At 33.1% G+C, this 18,369-nt stretch carries 20 protein-coding genes; 12 read left to right on the top strand and 8 right to left on the bottom strand.

The features are described 5' to 3' along the window. Positions 1–58: 58 nt before the first annotated feature. From EHV10_RS05450 to EHV10_RS05505, 12 genes are all read left to right on the top strand, one after another. The gene (locus EHV10_RS05450) at positions 59–889 is read left to right on the top strand and encodes a formate/nitrite transporter family protein (protein WP_128673788.1); all 831 of its coding nucleotides are present in this window, start codon (positions 59–61) and stop codon (positions 887–889) included. A gap of 132 nt (positions 890–1,021) precedes the next feature. Continuing rightward, complete coding sequence (locus tag EHV10_RS05455; protein ID WP_128673789.1) at positions 1,022–1,579, top strand: peroxidase; 558 nt, start codon at positions 1,022–1,024, stop codon at positions 1,577–1,579. Continuing rightward, positions 1,539–2,162, top strand: a complete 624-nt coding sequence (locus EHV10_RS05460) for a DUF6707 family protein (RefSeq protein WP_243116077.1) — start codon at positions 1,539–1,541, stop codon at positions 2,160–2,162. The genes EHV10_RS05455 and EHV10_RS05460 overlap by 41 nt, the downstream gene beginning before the upstream one ends. Before the next feature lie 4 nt (positions 2,163–2,166). Beyond that, the gene (locus tag EHV10_RS05465; RefSeq protein ID WP_128673790.1) at positions 2,167–3,531 is read left to right on the top strand and encodes a cobyrinate a,c-diamide synthase; all 1,365 of its coding nucleotides are present in this window, start codon (positions 2,167–2,169) and stop codon (positions 3,529–3,531) included. Beyond that, positions 3,524–4,684, top strand: coding sequence for a nicotinate-nucleotide--dimethylbenzimidazole phosphoribosyltransferase (locus EHV10_RS05470; RefSeq protein WP_128673791.1), 1,161 nt, complete (start codon positions 3,524–3,526; stop codon positions 4,682–4,684). The genes EHV10_RS05465 and EHV10_RS05470 overlap by 8 nt, the downstream gene beginning before the upstream one ends. Then, on the top strand, positions 4,681–5,205 hold the full coding sequence (locus EHV10_RS05475) for a bifunctional adenosylcobinamide kinase/adenosylcobinamide-phosphate guanylyltransferase (protein WP_128673792.1): 525 nt from the start codon (positions 4,681–4,683) through the stop codon (positions 5,203–5,205). Before EHV10_RS05470 ends, EHV10_RS05475 begins: the two co-directional genes overlap by 4 nt. Further along, positions 5,202–5,960: an adenosylcobinamide-GDP ribazoletransferase gene (locus EHV10_RS05480; RefSeq protein WP_007591984.1), complete on the top strand. Its 759-nt coding sequence runs from the start codon at positions 5,202–5,204 to the stop codon at positions 5,958–5,960. Before EHV10_RS05475 ends, EHV10_RS05480 begins: the two co-directional genes overlap by 4 nt. Positions 5,961–5,978: 18 nt before the next feature. After that, on the top strand, positions 5,979–6,989 hold the full coding sequence (cbiB, locus tag EHV10_RS05485) for an adenosylcobinamide-phosphate synthase CbiB (RefSeq protein ID WP_243116078.1): 1,011 nt from the start codon (positions 5,979–5,981) through the stop codon (positions 6,987–6,989). Continuing rightward, positions 6,974–7,735, top strand: coding sequence for a precorrin-4 C(11)-methyltransferase (cobM, locus tag EHV10_RS05490; protein WP_128673794.1), 762 nt, complete (start codon positions 6,974–6,976; stop codon positions 7,733–7,735). Before cbiB ends, cobM begins: the two co-directional genes overlap by 16 nt. Then, positions 7,659–8,753 (top strand): pyridoxal phosphate-dependent aminotransferase, encoded by a 1,095-nt coding sequence (locus EHV10_RS05495; protein ID WP_330508473.1) that lies wholly within the window; start codon positions 7,659–7,661, stop codon positions 8,751–8,753. Before cobM ends, EHV10_RS05495 begins: the two co-directional genes overlap by 77 nt. A gap of 3 nt (positions 8,754–8,756) precedes the next feature. Further along, a complete protein-coding gene (locus EHV10_RS05500) occupies positions 8,757–10,265 on the top strand; it encodes a cobyric acid synthase (RefSeq protein WP_128673795.1) in 1,509 nt (502 codons plus the stop codon). Positions 10,266–10,283: 18 nt separating this feature from the next. Then, positions 10,284–10,940 carry a precorrin-8X methylmutase gene (locus EHV10_RS05505; protein ID WP_128673796.1) on the top strand — a complete coding sequence of 219 codons (657 nt, stop codon included), beginning with the start codon at positions 10,284–10,286 and terminating at the stop codon, positions 10,938–10,940. A 601-nt stretch (positions 10,941–11,541) separates the two neighbouring features. Here the strand turns inward: EHV10_RS05505 and EHV10_RS05515 are convergent. The 8 genes from EHV10_RS05515 to EHV10_RS05550 are packed head-to-tail and all read right to left on the bottom strand — an operon-like array spanning position 11,542 to position 18,326. Next, positions 11,542–11,718, bottom strand: a complete 177-nt coding sequence (locus tag EHV10_RS05515; protein ID WP_128673798.1) for a DUF4250 domain-containing protein — start codon at positions 11,716–11,718, stop codon at positions 11,542–11,544. 1 nt (position 11,719) lies between these two features. Continuing rightward, a complete protein-coding gene (locus EHV10_RS05520) occupies positions 11,720–12,448 on the bottom strand; it encodes a YebC/PmpR family DNA-binding transcriptional regulator (RefSeq protein ID WP_128673799.1) in 729 nt (242 codons plus the stop codon). A gap of 46 nt (positions 12,449–12,494) precedes the next feature. After that, positions 12,495–13,853 carry an MATE family efflux transporter gene (locus EHV10_RS05525; protein WP_128674006.1) on the bottom strand — a complete coding sequence of 453 codons (1,359 nt, stop codon included), beginning with the start codon at positions 13,851–13,853 and terminating at the stop codon, positions 12,495–12,497. Between the two features lie 19 nt (positions 13,854–13,872). Then, entirely contained in the window at positions 13,873–15,207 is a 1,335-nt protein-coding gene (locus tag EHV10_RS05530; RefSeq protein ID WP_128673800.1) for a hemolysin family protein, read from the bottom strand. A gap of 40 nt (positions 15,208–15,247) precedes the next feature. Continuing rightward, complete coding sequence (gene alr, locus EHV10_RS05535; protein ID WP_128673801.1) at positions 15,248–16,426, bottom strand: alanine racemase; 1,179 nt, start codon at positions 16,424–16,426, stop codon at positions 15,248–15,250. Continuing rightward, on the bottom strand, positions 16,413–17,291 hold the full coding sequence (locus EHV10_RS05540) for an NAD(P)H-hydrate dehydratase (RefSeq protein WP_128673802.1): 879 nt from the start codon (positions 17,289–17,291) through the stop codon (positions 16,413–16,415). Before EHV10_RS05540 ends, alr begins: the two co-directional genes overlap by 14 nt. A gap of 17 nt (positions 17,292–17,308) precedes the next feature. After that, positions 17,309–17,677, bottom strand: coding sequence for a holo-ACP synthase (gene acpS / locus EHV10_RS05545; RefSeq protein ID WP_128673803.1), 369 nt, complete (start codon positions 17,675–17,677; stop codon positions 17,309–17,311). Beyond that, on the bottom strand, positions 17,670–18,326 hold the full coding sequence (locus EHV10_RS05550; RefSeq protein ID WP_128673804.1) for a redox-sensing transcriptional repressor Rex: 657 nt from the start codon (positions 18,324–18,326) through the stop codon (positions 17,670–17,672). Before EHV10_RS05550 ends, acpS begins: the two co-directional genes overlap by 8 nt. Positions 18,327–18,369: the final 43 nt, after the last annotated feature.

An 18,369-nucleotide genomic window follows, 5' to 3' on the forward strand; every position in this document is an offset into this window, starting at 1 on the left:
ATTTTTTGTAAAATATATAAGGTTATTTTTTTAACAGGAATAGGAGAGAAATGTATTTATGAATTTTTCAAATACTACAGCTGAGGTTACACAAAATCTCATAGAGGCCGGTGAAGGCAAAGTTAAACGTCCGCTACACAAAATGATTTTATTGGGTATCCTTGCAGGTATGCTTATCGGAGCAGGAGCAATGGCAAGCAGTGTAGCTATACACGATATTTCAAATACAGGAATTGCAAGACTTGTAGCAGGGTTGGTATTCCCTATAGGTTTTGTAATGATGGTGTTATTTGGCGGAGAACTTTTTACAGGTGCCTGTCTTATGATAATCGGTGTTTTAAAGGGAAAATATAAGGTTTCCGATATGATTAGAGTGCTAATTGTTGTATTCATCTCTAATCTTATAGGTGGAATTTTATTTGCAATACTGGTAGCTTTCAGCGGTCAGTTCAAATACAGCGACGGTCTTATGGGTGCATTTACAATAAAACTTGCATTGTCAAAGGCAAATATACCTTTCAGTTCAGCACTTATATCAGGTATATTATGTAACTTCTTTGTATGTCTTGGAGTTGTTATGGCCGGTCTGTCTAAAGACATATCAGGAAAAGTATTGGCAAGCTTTTTGCCTATTATGACTTTTGTAACAGGCGGGTTTGAGCACTGTGTTGCAAATATGTTCTATATTCCTGCAGGTATATTTGCTGCAGGCAACAGTAAATATGTGGAAGTTGCTATGACCAAGTATGGAATAACTGCTGAAAAAATTGCAACATTGAATTGGAAAAACTTTTTACTTACAAATGAACTTCCTGTAACTATCGGTAATATAATAGGCGGTATGCTCTTTATAGGAGTTGTAATGTATATTGTTTACAGTAAAGAATGATAGAATATGATGCTAAAAGGCTGTCACAATATGTGACGGCTTTTTTATATAAGAATATATTTACTGTAAAGGTTTGCTTTACTTATAAAAAAGATGTGATAAAGTATTTATATAAACATATCGGAGGTCTTTATGGACACATTAGAAGAATTGAAAAAGATTATTAAAAGCGAAAAATTAGATAATAGAGCTAAAGAATTCTATTTATCCAATATTTCATCTTTGGACAAAGAAAAACAGAAGGCAATACTTGACCTTGTAGTAAAGATGAATAATGCAGGTTTTAGAAATAATATACCTGCCGCATACAGTGAAGTTACAGAAAATATTCCACAATTTGCCAGGATGTCGGTATTTAAGGAAATGCAAAAGATAGTAAGAGATATTGAAGGAAATCTCGAGTTGGCTGATGAATTTTATGAAGATGATAAAGAGTTACTTGACAGATTTAATGATTGCTTCAGTGAAAGTGAAGCTGAAAGATTTTTAAAGATTTATACAAAAGCTGTTATATCAAAGTTTTATTCTTTTCTTGAAGAAGGAAATCCAAGGTCGGAAGATGATGATTTAAACTGGGCACTGTTAGAAACAAAAGCTGACGGAAGTCATAGTGAGAGAATTATTGAAGGTTTCCTTGAGGATGACTTTAATGAAGAAGATTATGATTGGAATAATGAAGATGAATTTTGATGAACTTAGCTTAAAATACAAAGAAAAAAATATTGTTAAATTATCTAAAAAACTAGCAAATAGTTTTGCTCTGACAAGAAGCAAAGACATGACAAATCTACATGATCTTGCTTTTTGGTTATATATTTATGATTATAAAGATGAGATCTTAAATATATATAATCTTGTAAATATAGATATACCTGAAAAGATTGATTTTAATATTTGGACATGGATTTTATCTATATGGGGATTACAGGCATATATTTATGAATCAGAGGGTGAGATATCTAAAAAAGATGAGATCGTTGCCAATATGAAAAAAGTATATTCAGTACCTCGAACCAAAGAAGATACTGAAGAAAGTACCTGGAAGTTTTATACAAGGATTGCCGGTAGACAGACTTTAGAATCAGTATCCTATGTGGATAAAATTGAAAGTGCAATACAAAGTAGAAATAAATCTTCTGAAACAGCCTACAGATTTTCAGGACTATCCAATATGATCTCCTATGGAGTAACAGGCTTTTATCCGCATTTAGTTGAAAACAGAGATAAACTCGAGGAAATGATAAAAGAGTACATTCAGTATTTGAGAAGTTAAACTTATGATATTACCAAAAGATAAAAAAGCCTTTATGGTTTCTGCAATGAAGTCCGGAAGCGGTAAAACATTGATCACATTGGGGCTTATAAATATATTTAAAAGAAAGGGAAAAACTGTTTCCATATATAAAACAGGACCTGACTACATAGATACAATGTATCATGAAAAGATTGCAGGAAGTCCTTCTACAAATCTAGATCCTTTCTTTTTGGAACCGGAATATAGACCCGGTGAACTTAAAAATCTCTTTTTTAGGAACTTTACAGGTGATATGGCCATTATAGAAGGTGCCATGGGACTGTTTGACGGGGTATATGGAGAAGGAAAAAGATGCAGTGCCTGTATTGTATCTGAGGAAATAGGGATAGATGCTATTCTTGTAGTAGATATAGATGAGATTGATACTGTAGGTGAATACCTTAAAAAGTTTTCTCATCGTGTAAAGACTGTAATAGTAAATAAAGTACCGATTGATTATGATATAAGTGTGATTCGTGAGAGATTAAGCGAGTCGGATCTAACTCTAATGGGATTTTTGTATTATAATGAAAATTATCATATGGAGAGCAGACATCTGGGACTAAATGAGCCTGGAAAGGATATATTTAAAATAGTTGATAAACTCTCTGATGAGCTTTCTAAAACATTAGATTTTAAGCTGTTTGAAAAGTTTACTTTAAATATTGACTGTAATATACCGTCATATAAAGCAAAGGATGTTACACTGAATAATATAATGTCAAAGTACCGTCTTGCATTTGCATTTGATGAGGCATTTTCATTTACTTATAATGAAAATATAAAGGTATTAGAAGAATATGGTTTTGAAATAGTGAAATTCAGTCCCTTACATGATAAGAATCTTCCCAAAAACATCTCAGCCATATGGCTTTCAGGAGGTTATCCTGAGCTTTACACAAATGAGCTCTCATCAAATTTCTCAATGCTTGAAAGTATAGCAAAGGCAAAAGATATACCGATTATCGCCGAATGCGGAGGTTTTATTTATCTTCATAAAAATTTTGAAGATAATAACGGTGAAAGCTTTAGAGGTGTAGGACTTATAGACGGCAAAGCATTTAAAACTAAAAAGCTTGTGAGATTCGGTTATATAGAAATAGAAGCAAAATCTGACAGTGTACTTATGAAAAAGAATCAAAAGATACGAAGCCATGAATTCCACTACTTTGATTCTACAAATAATGGTGAATATGCTCATGCCCTAAAAGCAAATAAGAGCAAAGAATGGGATTGTATAAATGCATATAAAAATATATTTGCCGGATTTCCGCATATATATTTGCGTGGCTATGAATTTCTGATAGAAAACTTGATAGAATATTTAGAGAGGAAAAGCAATGTATAGACTACCGGTTTTGACTGAAATACAAAATGAACTGATGGATAAATTAAAATTTTTGTCATCGGGCATTACAAATACTTCAACACAATACAAACAATTAGCTAAAAAGCATTGGGATTCCATTGCAAAGCCGCTTGACAGTCTGGGAGAATTTGAAAGGATATTTCAAAAACTTTCAGCTATATCTGAAAGTGAAATTCCGGTTATTGATAAAAAATGTATTACTGTTATGTGTGCCGACAACGGAGTGGTGGAGGAAGGTATATCACAGTCAGGTAAGGAAGTAACTTTAGCCGTGGCAAAGAGTATGGTTCTTGGAACTTCAAGCATATCAGTTTTATGCAGATCTTGCGCTTCCGATTTAATGGTGATAGATATGGGTATTGACAGCTTTGATACCGATATCTATTCGATGGGTGTTATAAATCATAAACTTATGCATGGTACCAATAATTTTGTAAAAGAAAAAGCAATGCCTATAGATATAAGTTTAAGAGCAGTACTTTCCGGTATAGAAATAGTTGAAAACCTCAAAAATAAAGGTATAAATATTATAGGCACAGGTGAAATGGGTATAGGAAATACTACCACTTCATCGGCTCTGTCATCAGCCCTTTTAAACCTACCCGTTGCAAATGTTACAGGTCGTGGTGCGGGACTAAATGATATTAAGCTGCAAAGAAAAATGGAGATAATAGAAGCCGGAATAAATAAATATGGCTTTAGAGATAAGACTTTTATTGATTCCATTAATTCAGAAAGTGTAGATACAAGAGTATTGGCTACAATTGATCTGCTTTCATCTATCGGTGGACTTGATATAGCCGCTCTTACAGGGATATTTGTAGGAGGCGCTATATACAAAATACCTGTTGTAATAGATGGCGTGATTTCTGAGGTTTCAGCTCTTTTGGCTTATTATTTAAATCCGCTTTGCAAAGAATATATGATAGCATCACATCTAAGCCGTGAGCCTGTAGCAAATGCTATATTTGATATTCTTGAATTAAAACCTGTAATTGATGCTTCTTTGGCTCTAGGTGAGGGAAGCGGTTGCGCCATGCTTTTTCCTCTTCTTGATCTTATATCACAGATTTATACAAAGAATGCTTCATTTTCGGATATTAAGATAGAAGAGTATAAGAGATTTGTATGATAACTTATATTTATGGAGGTGTATCAAGCGGAAAATCTGAATATGCCGAGGAACTGATATCAAGGGAATTTAATAAAAAGATATATCTTGCTACAATGGAAAATACCGGTGAATATGCAGGCAAAAGAGTAGAGAAGCACCTTTTACAAAGAGAAGGAAAAGGATTTTTTACTATTGAGGAACCGAGGCATATAAAAGATTTGAATATAGATGAGGATGATAATATTTTACTTGAAGATTTGACTAATCTTTTATCCAATAATCTTTTTAATGAAGCTGGACTTAAAAATAACTTTAAAGAGATTACAGAAGAGATTTTTTCTGATATAATTACTCTTAAAGATAGGTGTAATTCTGTTTTTATTGTAGGAAATGATATATTTTCTACCGAAAGAAATCAAAGCAAAGAGCTGGACATCTTTATTGATTGTCTTTATTCTTTGCATACTAAAATAATTGAGGTAGCAGATAGGGTAATAGAGGTAGTCTACGGTCTACCCTATGATAAAAAGTTAATATGAGTAATTTATTCAAATCAATGGCAATTACCTTTGCCATGTATTCTAAAATTCCTGTTAGGAATTTTAACTGGGAAAAAGAAAATATGAAATACTGCCTTTTATTTTTACCTGTTGTAGGTATTGTAGAGGGGGTTTTTTTGATCGCATTTTCTATATTTTTAAATAAACTTAATGTAAATCCTATTCTGATTGCAGCTGTACTTACGGTCTTACCTATTTTGTATACAGGCGGTATTCATATGGATGGATTTTTAGACACTATGGATGCTCTTGGATCAAATCAGGATAAACAAAAGAAGCTGAATATTTTAAAGGATTCCAACTCAGGTGCATTTGCCATAATAGGAGGGTTGGTATATATATTATTATATTTTGCATCCTTGCTTACATTTCAAGGATTCATAAGAATATATATATTGGCTGTTTCATATATGCTTATCAGAGCATATAGTGCGCTTTCTTTAATAGTTTTTAAAAATGCCAGGGGTAGCGGACTTGCATTTGAGTTTGCTGATAAAAGTCTGATATATACCAACAGAACGGTATTGATAGGATTTATTTTACTTGGAAGTGTAGCCATGATAATAATAAATATTAATTACGGATTATTATGTGCAATTTCCGTATTTTTAGTTTTTATGTATTACAGAGTGAAATCTTTTGAAGAGTTTGGGGGTATTACAGGTGATCTGGCAGGGTATTTTCTGCAACTGGCCGAGCTGGTTGTAGTTTTGGTACTGGCACTTGCACCTTAAATAAAAATGATTCATTATTTGGCATTTATTTCCGGTTTTATAGCGGATTTCTTTATTAGAGATTTTCATGAATTGCCACATATAGTTAGATTTATTGGAAGCAGCATTTCAGTACTTGAGAAGTTTTTCAGAAAAAAATTCAAGTCGAAATCCGCTTTATTATTTGCCGGATTTCTTATTGTTCTCTTTAATATACTGTTTTGGGGGTTTTTGGCATATTTTATTGATATAGTTATTTATAGAATAAATTTCTATTTAGGCTTTTTATTAGAGTGCTTTTTATTCTTTCAAATATTTGCCAAGGCATCTTTGAGATATGAGAGTATGAAGGTCTATCATGCAATAAGATCAGGTAATATAGATGAGTCGAGGAAGTTTCTTTCCATGATAGTAGGAAGAGATACAGACTGTCTTGATTTTGAACAGATAACTAAAGCGGTTATAGAGACAGTGGCAGAAAATATGTCGGACGGAATTGTTGCTCCATGGTTTTATGCCACATTAGGTGCTGTGGTTGCTATATGCTCCGATATGAAATTTTCATGGCTGATTTTTGTGCTTCCTGTTGTGTACAAGGCTGTAAATACAATGGATTCAATGATCGGCTATAAGGATGAAAAATATTTTTATATAGGTAAAGCGGCGGCCAAACTTGATGATGTAGTTAATTTTTTACCGGCAAGATTTTCCGCTTTTATACTTTTAATAGTTATATTTTTTGTATCATCAGTTAAAAATAATACTCAAATATTTAGAAATTCAGTACATGCATTTTTTAAATACAGATATATTCATTCAAGTCCTAATGCAGGACAAACTGAAAGTGTAATTGCCGGTTTTTTTAATACTAAACTGCTTGGTGATGCATATTATTTCGGTAAATTAGTAAAAAAAAGAAGTATCGGTGACGGCAATGAACATGTAAGTGCAGATGATATTGTAATATTAAATAATATTACATATCTTTCTTATATGGTTTTACTGATAATAAATTTGATAATTGGGGGCATAGCATGCTTTATTTTATAGGTGCGGGCGCAGGAGATCCTGAGCTTTTGACAATTAAGGGAAAGAGAATAATAGATAATTCAGATATTATTATTTATACGGGTTCTCTTGTTAATAAGGAATTATTTACAGATATTAAAGAAGGGGCAAAATTGATAAATTCAGCATCACTCAGTCTTGATGATGTGCTGGAGATCATATTTGACTCATATGATAAAGGACTAAGTGTAGCCAGAGTTCATACAGGTGATCCTGCTATGTATGGGGCTATTAGGGAACAAATGGTGGCTCTTGATAAAAAAGGAATAGAATATGAAGTTGTTCCCGGTGTAAGCTCTGTTTTTGCAGGTGCTGCTGCACTGAAACGTGAGTTTACTTTGCCCGGTATTACACAAACTATGATACTTACAAGAATGGCAGGAAGGACACCTGTGCCTGAGGCTGAGAGCATTGAAAATCTTGCAAAAATACAGGCCAGTATGGCAATATTTTTAAGTATTGCAAGTATTGAAGAGCTGGCAAATAAACTTATGACCTCATATCCAAAGGATACACCTGCGGCAGTAGTATATAAGGCAAGTTGGCCTGATCAAAAGATAATAATGTCAACTCTTGAAAATATTGCCGTGGAAGTTAAGAATGCAGATATTAATAAAACAGCTCTTGTTTATGTAGGAAGATTCTTAGCCGATGAATTTGAACTCAGTAAGCTTTATGACAAGCATTTCAGCCATGAGTACAGAGAGGCAAAAGATGCACGGTGGTAGGCTTTTAGAGTTTGCAAAAACAGGAAAAAAATATATAGATTTTTCTGCAAGTATAAATCCCTACGGCCTTGATCCGGAGTTAAAAAAAGTTTTAAAAGACTCAATAGATATTTTAGATAATTATCCAAATCAGGATTACTCCGAAATAAAGGCTTTGATAGGTAAAAAGCATAATGTAAGTGAAGAGAATATTTATCTTGGAAATGGTGCAAACAGTATTATATTTAGACTTTTTCAAGCCTTTGATAAGAAGTCTGATATCTGCATACCTGTACCGAGCTTTGAGTCTTACAGATTGGCGGCTGAAGCTGTATCGGGTAATATTACCTATTACAATATGGAAAAACTTAATATAAGTAACAGTATATTTAATACATTATCAGATAATACGGATATTTTAGTACTTACAAATCCAAATAACCCAACCGGATATTTGATAGAAGATGATTTGTTGCAAATATTACTTGAATTTTGTGAAGCAAAAAATATATTTGTTTTACTTGATGAATGCTTTTTAGAATTTGTAGAAAATGGAGATAAGTATTCACAAATATCGATGCTTTCAAAATATAAAAACATGGCTGTACTAAGATCCCTTACAAAGCTTTTTGCTTTCCCCGGACTTAGATTCGGTTATCTTTTAACTGAGAGTAAGGGTTTAATAAAAGAATTAAACAGACTCACTCCTGCATGGGATATAAATACTTTGGCTCTTGAAGCCGCAAAGTTTTCTCTAAAACAGGATATGAGCCGGATTATTTTAAAAATACAAAGTGAAAAGAGTATTTTAGAAAAAAAACTCAATTCGATTGGAATAGAGATCTTTCCGTCAAGAGCTAATTTTCTTCTTTGCAGATATAAAAATAATCTCTCAAGAGATTTGCTTGAGTCAGGTATTATAGTCAGAGACTGTTCAGACTTTATAGAAATGGATGATAGCTATTTTAGAGTTGCTGTCAAAACAAACTCTGAGAATAAGATATTGGTAGACACAATAAGAAAACTTATCGGGAGGTAATATATGGCAAAAGTTATAATGGTTCAAGGTACTATGTCAAACTCCGGTAAAAGTTTCTTGGTCGCCGGACTTTGCAGAGTATTAAAAAGAAAAGGATTTAAAGTAGCACCTTTTAAATCACAAAATATGGCTCTGAATTCCTATATAACAAAAGAAGGAATGGAAATGGGAAGGGCCCAGGTAATGCAGGCCGAAGCGGCAGGAATCAGTCCTACAGTGGAAATGAATCCGATTCTTTTAAAGCCCACATCAAATACAGGAAGTCAGGTTATATTAAACGGTAAGGTGCATTCCAATATGAGCGCTTCGGATTATTATAAGAATAAACGTGCATTTATACCATATATTCTCGAAGCATATAATAAGCTTTGTGAAGAATATGATATCATAGTTATTGAAGGTGCAGGTTCACCTGCCGAGATAAATCTGAACGAAAATGATATAGTAAATATGGGACTTGCAAAGCTTGTAAATTCTCCCGTGCTGTTGGTAGCTGATATAGACAGAGGTGGTGTATTTGCCTCTATTTACGGTACAGTAGCTTTGATGGATGATGATGCTAAAAACAGGATAAAAGGTATAGTGATTAATAAGTTCAGAGGTGATAAGAATCTGCTTACGCCGGGATTTGAAATGCTTGACGAACATTTTAAAAAGATAGATGCAAATATACCTGTTTTAGGTGTTATTCCGATGAGAAAAATAGATATAGATGATGAGGATTCTCTATCTGAAAGACTGGATACCGAAAATGTAATATTTGATACGAATAAGATAAATATTGCTGTTATTAAACTGCCTCATATTTCAAATTTTACAGATTTTAATCCTCTTAGCAGAAGAAAAGAAATTGTAATGAAATATATTACCTCTCCAAAGGAGATGGAAGATGCAGACCTTATCATAATTCCGGGTACAAAAAATACCTTATACGATCTTAGATGGTTGAAGAGTATGGGATTTAATCACGATAATCTTGAAATGAAGAATCTGATTGGAATTTGTGGCGGATTTCAAATGCTTGGAAATGATCTTATAGATAAATATGGTGTGGAAGAAGGCGGAAGTGAAATAGGTTTGAAACTTTTACACTTCAGCACTGTATTTTCTAAAAATAAGACCACAAGGCAAACCGAGACCGAAATAATAAATTATCCGGATTTTATAGATACTTTGTACGATTCAGGTATAATCGGATATGAAATACATATGGGAAGTACAATATCGCACAATGAAATACCTTTTACAAAGTCAGATATCACCGATAACGGCGGTTTTGTAAATAAGAATATAATGGGTACCTATATACATGGTATATTTGAAAATGACAATTTTGTAGATGCAATTATCAGAGGATTATCCAAGAAGAATTCCAAAAAAGTTACATCTGATACTAAAATCAATGATTTTAACACCTACAAAGAGTCACAATATGATTTACTTGCAGATTTGATCGAGGAATCCTTAGATATAGATGCGATAATGGATATACTTGTTAAATCTGAAAAATAAACAGTGAAAAGGAGTTTTATGTTAGAAATAAAACCTGAAGATATAGAAAAGAAAAGTTTTGAGATCCTAACTTCAAAAATGGATGAAAACAGATTAAAATTCTATACAGAAGACGAACTTTTGGTTGTAAAAAGAACAATACATACCACAGCGGATTTTGATTATCAATATAATGTTATTTTTCAAAATAATGCATTGCAGACATTAAAGGATTGTATACAATCTGATGCAATGATATTTACAGATACGAATATGGCACTTAGCGGTATAAATAAGCGTATATTGACCGGAAAATTCGGTATTGAGCCATTATGCCTTATAGCTGATGAAAAAACCATTGAGTTTGCAAAGAAAAATGAAACAACAAGAGCAAATGCGGCAATAGATCTGGCATATCAGATGCATAAAGAAAAGGAAGCTTTAACAGGAAAAAAAATTCCTATAGTGTTTGCTGTAGGAAATGCACCGACAGCCCTTATAAGAATCAATGAACTGTTAGATAAATATAAGCCTGATTTTATAATTGCAGCGCCTGTAGGCTTTGTAAATGTAATAGAAGCCAAGGAACTTGTAAAACAAAGTAATATACCTGCAATAATATGTGACGGTAATAAGGGCGGAAGCAATGTATGTGCAGCTATAATAAATGCAGTTTTATTGCAATTGGCAAAATAGTATGTAATAGCATATATTTGATGATAATAGAGAGTTATAGGCTCTAAATCATTAAAGTAATATAGAGAGTTACAGGTATTTAACTCTCTATATTTTATTGTATTAACTATTCGTTAAACTTGAGTTTTGCGAATAGTTATTTATATGTACTTACCTACTATATAATTGTTATAGTATATAATGCAATTTACAGTTTTAGATACAAACAATATAAGTAAAACTATATACAATAAATAAAATACTTTATATATTCCCAATTTATATTGTCTTAAAAAATATATTAAAGAAAATACAAATATCTCACTTATAACAATACAAATTAAATAAAAAGTCTCAATGTATTCTCCATCGTTCATTATATTATATTGATCACGCATATATCCGGACCAATAAAATACTATACAAGTTATAATAAACATTAACAAATTAAGTATGGCAACAATAAATATACTATACTTTTTTAAGATTTCTTTCACCTGACAAACTATCATTCTTATCCTCCTTCAAATAAAAATAGTATTTAAACAATTAGCAATTACTAACTATTTAAATACTACTTTATAATTATAATATAAGCAATATAAAATATTAACAAATAGAATTATATAAATTGATTTCTTTCTTCATTGTAATGATAATCAATCATTGAAAGCTTTTCTGTAATATACTCTTTATCCAAATTATACTCTTTACAAAAATCATCCAATGATGAATTATAATCTCTAAGCTTTGTATTTATAAGTGATAATAACATCACCGGATCCTTTGGTAATGTCATATTACTCATCCCAGCTATGATATACATTTTGTACATCATCTTCTGCATCCAGAAGATCCAAGATACGGTTCATCTTCTTAATATCTTCTTCATCTGAAAGTGTAACCCAGTTTTGAGGAATCATGGTAACTTCGGCATCAGCCATTGGTATACCAAGCTTTTCAAGTCCTTCTCTGACTGCTGAGAAATTCTCAGGGTCTGTAAGGATTTCGTAGCTGTCTTCCTCGTCATTGAAATCCTCCGCACCAAGGTCAAGTGCGGCCATCATAAGCTCATCCGCATCCATATCACATTCTTCCTTATCTATAAGGATCTGTCCTCTTTTATCGAACATAAATGATACACAGCCCGGTGTTCCGATATTTCCGCCACCCTTTGTAAAAGCGGCTCTTACATTGGCTGCAGTTCTGTTTTTATTATCTGTCAATGTCTCAACAATAATTGCAACACCGTTAGGACCATATCCCTCATAAGTGTTTTGCTCATAGTTTACAGAGTTTACATCACCGGCAGCTTTTTTAATACCTCTTTCAATTGTATCATTTGGTACATTGTTTGCCTTTGCCTTTGCAATAACATCTCTAAGTCTTGAGTTATTGTTTGGATCCGGTCCACCCTCTTTTACCGCTACTGCTATCTCTCTTCCGATTACAGTAAAGATTTTACCCTTCGCCGCATCGTTTTTCTCTTTTTTATGTTTAATATTTGCAAATTTTGAATGTCCTGACATAATATCTCCTTTATTTACTAATCCAAAAAACTATTTTATACTGAAATTAATTTGCTGTCAATTCTATGGCAAGGTTTTTAAGCCATTTCCCCTGTTTGTATCTGATGTATCCTACCAATGTTTTATAAACTTCAGATGAAAGTACCATTGCATAAACTGTATAAATTGGAAATTTAAAATATAATCCTCCAACAAATGCCATGGGTACACCTATAAGCCAAACTGCAGATAAATCTAAGAAAAGACATGCCAATGTATCTCCTCCGCTTCTAAGTATTCCTACAATATTTACAGTAGCAATCGCCTTAAACGGAAAGAAAAAAGCAAACACCATAAGGCATAACTTTACATTTGCTATTACATTATCGGATACCTTATAGAGTGATACAAAAGGTATCCTGAGTATCATAATAAGTATTGATGCAAAAACTCCTACTAAAAAAGTTAAAACATAAGAATATGAGCCATATAGTTTAGCTTTTTTAAGATTATTAGCACCCATCTCATTTCCAAGTATAATTACTGTTGCTATGGCAATTCCCTGAAAAGATACTACGAGCAAATCCTGTAATGCAGTTGAAATGGTTATCGAAGCTATAGCGGCATCTCCCATTCTTCCATATGCTACAGAAAAAAGTGTTGTTCCTACTCCCCAGAAAAATTCATTGATTATTACAGGTAATGCCGTTTTCCCAAACTGTGATATCAACTCTCTTGAAAACGGATTTAACTTTGCTATGGAACATATGATAGGTGATTTCTTTATTGATATAAGTATAATTGTCAATAAAAACTCAAATATTCTTGCCGCTACTGTAGCAACAGCTGCGCCTACAACTCCAAGTACAGGCATGCCGAATTTACCGAATATCAAAATATAATTCAATATAATATTAACTATAATTGCAAAAATACTTGATATAACCGGTACCTTTACTTCTCCTACCGCGCGCATTATAGATACATATATATCGGTTGCCGCAGTAAACGGATATGAAATACATACAACTCCCAGATAAGCGGCACCTATAGTAATCGCATTATCAGATTCTGTAAATATCATCATCAATTTATCCGGCATAATAAATGCTACGGATGAAAAAATAATACTGCCGGTAATTGATAATAACAGTCCTATTCCAAGTACTTTTCTTATGTTTTTTATATCATTGTTCCCCCAGTATTGTGATGCCAATACTCCGGTACCACTTTCTATTCCGAATATCAACAATATAAAAACAAAGAAATATTTATTTGCCAACCCTACACCTGCAATGGCAGTCTCCCCCAACTTTCCTATCATTACAGTGTCTACAAAATTTACTATCATTTTTAAAAATGTTTGGAACGATACCGGAAGTGCTATATATAATACTCTTCTGATGTATTCCCTGTCCTCAAACATCTTTAAAGGTAGAAACAATTTATTCTTCGTTAAGCTCTTCATCCTCTTGTGATTTTGTTACTTTAATGGTATTGATCATTCTGTTTAATACATGTAATGCCTTAAACTCGTGGCCATACATTATAATATCGAATTTCTCATTATCCTCCGGTATCCTGTCCAGTCTGGATATCATAAGACCATTTATAGTATCAAAATTCTCCAACTCCTCTTCATCAAATTTTATATTCAAAATATCTTCTATATCAGACAGCGGAGTCATTCCCTTCATTATAAATGAACCGTCAGAAAGCTCTTTTATAAGCTCCTCATCTTCATCGTATTCATCCATTATATTTCCTACAATCTCTTCAAGTATATCTTCCATAGTAACTATACCTGAGGTCTGTCCATATTCATCCACTACAATTACCATATGATTTTTCTGAGATTGCATATCCTTGAACAAAGTAACAAGATTTTTATTTTCCGGAACAAATGTAATCGGTCTCAAAATATTAGGTATATCCTTAATTGAAGTATTTTGATAATCTGACGTATTCTCACATATAAGCGCATCCTTCATATTTAAAATACCCATTATGCTGTCTATATTATCATCATATACCGGATACCTGGAATTGATACCTGAAGTAAGCATAAAATCAATTACAGTCTGTAAGCTGTCTTCACCGTTTATGAATACAACATTTTTTCTGTGAGTCATAACATCTCTTGCCTGCTTGTCATTAAGCTCAAAGATATTTGTAATCATTTCAGCTTCAGAACCTTCAAAGATACCCTGCTCATGTCCTTCATTTACCATACTCACAATATCTTCTTCACTTACAGTTTCCGGCTGTGCCTTTATGTCAAGTCCTAACACTTTCAAAATAACATATGAAATACTGTCAACAATATAAATAACCGGCGAAAAAAGTAAAATCAAAACACTTGAAATGTTCATAAATGTATAAACGCTTTTTTTAGGTGCTTTTCTTGCAAGTTTGTTCGGTATTGATATACCGAACACAACAAAGAATATACAAAACAATAATAACACAATAAATGTAGAAAAAACTGTTGATACCGACAAAGGTAAAATATTTGACAATATTGATTTTATACCGGATGAAAACGATCTGACAAAAATCCATCCGAAAAATATTCCGGAAAGAACATTTATTATATACATACAGTAAAGTACTTTACCGATATTTTCTATATGAAACTTCAGTCTTTCCCCGTTTTTATCCTCATCAATATCCGAACTGTTCAGCTCATTTATAGCTGAATTAAACGAATGAATTGAAAAATTAATAAATAATACAATTACACAAATTATAATTAATAATGCCGAATGAGCATCGTCCATGAAAAACTCCTACTTATCTTATATATAAAACTTTTAAAGACTATATCATGGTGTATAAATCTCTTATATAGTCCTTTTTACCAACATATTCACCATTCGAATAGTAAAGTCTCGGTACTCTTTTATTAATACCGCAGATAAATTCATAGGAAAAAGTGTTTGAATCTTTTGTGAGCTCGTCTACAGTTATACTGTTTCCCGCACTTTTTCCTAAAATAACTACCATATCTCCTATATTAACATTTGGAACATCGCTGACATCTACTATTGTCTGATCCATGCATATTCTGCCGATAAGATTACATTTTACACCATTAATCAATACATATCCTTTATTACTCAAATCTCTGGGATAGCCGTCTGCATATCCGAAGGAAATTGTAGCAATGTCCATATCTTTTTCAGCTTTAAAAGTGGCGCCGTAACTTACAGATTCACCTGCTTTTATTCTTTTAATATATGTGATTGTGGAATAAATACTTAATGCAGGTTTGTAATTGAAGTTCGTTAAATTCACTTCATTTGAAGGTGCAACACCATACATTGTAATTCCCAAGCGCACCATATCAAAGTCTGTACCGATACCGTTTACTATAGCTGCTGAATTTGAAGCATGTACTATAGCAGGTTTAATACCCATACTCTTTAGTAAATCCAAAAATTGTCTGAATAAACTCTCCTGTTCTTTTGCAGACGTAAGATCACTTTCATCAGCACTGTGAAAATGTGTGAAAATGCCTTCAATATCGATATTTTCCATTTCACTTATTTCTTTTATAATGTCTGCACTCTCTTTTGTAGGCTTAAAACCGATTCTGTTCATACCTGTATCTATTGCGATATGAATAGAAATCTTTTTCCCAAGTTCTCCGGCTTCATCATTTATTTTTTTTGCCTGATCCAGAGTAAAAACCGATTCCCTTATATCAAATACTATTGATTCTTTGTAGCTGTTTCTTGGAATGCATGCCAGTATCAAAATAGGATTTGTAATACCATGGTATCTAAGATTAACACCTTCTTCAAGTGTAGCCACACAGAAAAAGTCCACAATATCTTTTATATATAATGATACCGGAACACTTCCATGTCCATAACCGTCAGCCTTTACAATTGCCGCCAGTTTCATATTTTCTTTTAAAGCTTTTTTTGTAACTGTTAAATTATGCTTTATTGCGTCCAGATCAACTTTCGCATAAGCACGTCTATATGAGTCCATTTCTCTTCCTTCTATTCAGCACTTCACCTATATTATCTATAATTTCTCTTGCCAAAATACTGTGCTCTCCATATTTTTTACCGGCAACACTGCCGGCCATACCGTGTATGAAAACTCCAAGTGCCACAGCCATATCATCGTCTATACCCAGACAAAACATGCCTGCAATTATACCGCATAGAACATCTCCGCTTCCGGCCTTTGCCATGGCGGCACTTCCGGATTCATTTATAAATGTATCCTCCTTTGCGGCGATAACACTTTGATGAGATTTCAAAACTACTGTAATACCGTATTTATTTGCATATTCCTCTGCATACTTTACCGGATCCGATAATATATCATCTATAGATACATCTATCAGTCTGGACATCTCTCCTATATGAGGTGTTATGATGATATTGTCAGTATAATACTTTGTAAGTGTAGTATCAGCGGCAATAATATTCAAAGCATCAGCATCTATTATCATCGGTACATAACATTCTGCCAAAACATATTCTACAATAATTTTAGCATAATAATCAGTAGAAAGTCCCGGTCCAAGTACCACTACGCTTGACCAGTCAAGACATGACTTAATCTTATTTATAAAGCATTCCTTATTCTCATATGCTTCTCTCTCATCATAAGTTGTTATTATTGCTTCAGGTAAAAGTGTTTGCAAAATCGTACGATTTTTACTTACTGTAAGTATTCTAACCAAACCTGCTCCTGAACGATATGCCGCCATTGCACTCAAAAATGCGGCACCGCTCATTCCGTTACTTCCGGCAATAACCAGAACATGTCCATAGCTGCCTTTATTTGCATTCTTAATTCTTTCAGGTATGTATTTTAATGCAGTTTCATCAAGAATTCTCATATCCCCATCTCCACCTATCAGTCTGTTTCTATTACTACCATTGCAATTGCCAATGAGTCGGTATTGCTTATGGACACATGGATTTTATTCTCATCAATTCCTTGTAAATGCCTGTTTAAATTATTACAAATTTTTATAAAAGGCTTTCCAAGTTCGTCTCTGAGTACAGCCAAGTCCTTAAGTTCAACACCTCTGAAACCTGTTCCCAATGCTTTTACAAAGGCTTCCTTTGTAGCAAAATTTCCGGCAAGAAAGCTGTCTTTGTTTCTGCATCCGGCCATATCTATCTCACTATCATTGAAAGCCTTCTTTAAAAAAAAATCCTTTTTAATTGCATTTGATATTCTGTCTATTTCGACTATATCAGTGCCGATTCCTCTAATCATACTTTCCTTCAAAAGGAACGGCATCAATATTACTCACTCTATATGAAAGTCTCATAAGAGATTCTGAAAGATGCACATTCTCAACCACCACATCATCAGGTACAACCAAATCTGTGTGTGCAAAATTCCAAATTGCCTTTATGCCAGACTTTATAAGTCTGTCCGCAACTTCCATTGCTCTGGTCTTTGGTATTGTAAGTGCAGCTATCTGTATATCATTTTCAGATACAAACTTTTCGAGGTTATCAAGCGAATAAACTCTTGCACCTCTAATTGTTTTTCCGAAAAGATTAGGATCTACATCAAACATTCCTTTGATTAAAAAACCTCTTCTCTCAAAGTTAGCATAATTTGCAATAGCCTGTCCCAAGTGACCTGCACCTATTATTATAATATTATGCTGACGGTCTATTCCCAAGATTTTTGCAATCTCATTATACAGATATCTTACATTGTATCCGTATCCCTGCTGTCCGAAACCTCCAAAGTTGTTTAAATCCTGTCTGATTTGAGAAGCTGTAACCTTCATTCTCTCACTAAGTTCTTTTGAGGATATTCTCTCGACACCCTCTTCCGACAGCTCACCTAAGTATCTATAGTATCTTGGCAGTCTTGAAATGACCGCTCTGGATATTTTTCTTTCTTCCATATTTATTCCGTTCTAAATATTAATTTATAAATTATTCTCAGCA

This window comes from Lachnoanaerobaculum gingivalis (genome assembly GCF_003862475.1).
Taxonomy (GTDB): Bacteria; Bacillota; Clostridia; order Lachnospirales; family Lachnospiraceae; genus Lachnoanaerobaculum; species Lachnoanaerobaculum gingivalis.

Excerpts from the sequence above, each read along its gene's own strand:
- EHV10_RS05450 (WP_128673788.1), top strand. The coding sequence starts at position 59 with ATGAATTTTTCAAATACTACAGCTGAGGTTACACAAAATCTCATAGAG.
- EHV10_RS05455 (WP_128673789.1), top strand. The coding sequence starts at position 1,022 with ATGGACACATTAGAAGAATTGAAAAAGATTATTAAAAGCGAAAAATTA.
- EHV10_RS05460 (WP_243116077.1), top strand. The coding sequence starts at position 1,539 with ATGAAGAAGATTATGATTGGAATAATGAAGATGAATTTTGATGAACTT.
- EHV10_RS05465 (WP_128673790.1), top strand. The coding sequence starts at position 2,167 with ATGATATTACCAAAAGATAAAAAAGCCTTTATGGTTTCTGCAATGAAG.
- EHV10_RS05470 (WP_128673791.1), top strand. The coding sequence starts at position 3,524 with ATGTATAGACTACCGGTTTTGACTGAAATACAAAATGAACTGATGGAT.
- EHV10_RS05475 (WP_128673792.1), top strand. The coding sequence starts at position 4,681 with ATGATAACTTATATTTATGGAGGTGTATCAAGCGGAAAATCTGAATAT.
- EHV10_RS05480 (WP_007591984.1), top strand. The coding sequence starts at position 5,202 with ATGAGTAATTTATTCAAATCAATGGCAATTACCTTTGCCATGTATTCT.
- cobM (WP_128673794.1), top strand. The coding sequence starts at position 6,974 with ATGCTTTATTTTATAGGTGCGGGCGCAGGAGATCCTGAGCTTTTGACA.
- EHV10_RS05495 (WP_330508473.1), top strand. The coding sequence starts at position 7,659 with ATGAATTTGAACTCAGTAAGCTTTATGACAAGCATTTCAGCCATGAGT.
- EHV10_RS05500 (WP_128673795.1), top strand. The coding sequence starts at position 8,757 with ATGGCAAAAGTTATAATGGTTCAAGGTACTATGTCAAACTCCGGTAAA.
- EHV10_RS05505 (WP_128673796.1), top strand. The coding sequence starts at position 10,284 with ATGTTAGAAATAAAACCTGAAGATATAGAAAAGAAAAGTTTTGAGATC.
- EHV10_RS05515 (WP_128673798.1), bottom strand. The coding sequence starts at position 11,718 with ATGACATTACCAAAGGATCCGGTGATGTTATTATCACTTATAAATACA.
- EHV10_RS05520 (WP_128673799.1), bottom strand. The coding sequence starts at position 12,448 with ATGTCAGGACATTCAAAATTTGCAAATATTAAACATAAAAAAGAGAAA.
- EHV10_RS05525 (WP_128674006.1), bottom strand. The coding sequence starts at position 13,853 with ATGTTTGAGGACAGGGAATACATCAGAAGAGTATTATATATAGCACTT.
- EHV10_RS05530 (WP_128673800.1), bottom strand. The coding sequence starts at position 15,207 with ATGGACGATGCTCATTCGGCATTATTAATTATAATTTGTGTAATTGTA.
- alr (WP_128673801.1), bottom strand. The coding sequence starts at position 16,426 with ATGGACTCATATAGACGTGCTTATGCGAAAGTTGATCTGGACGCAATA.
- EHV10_RS05540 (WP_128673802.1), bottom strand. The coding sequence starts at position 17,291 with ATGAGAATTCTTGATGAAACTGCATTAAAATACATACCTGAAAGAATT.
- acpS (WP_128673803.1), bottom strand. The coding sequence starts at position 17,677 with ATGATTAGAGGAATCGGCACTGATATAGTCGAAATAGACAGAATATCA.
- EHV10_RS05550 (WP_128673804.1), bottom strand. The coding sequence starts at position 18,326 with ATGGAAGAAAGAAAAATATCCAGAGCGGTCATTTCAAGACTGCCAAGA.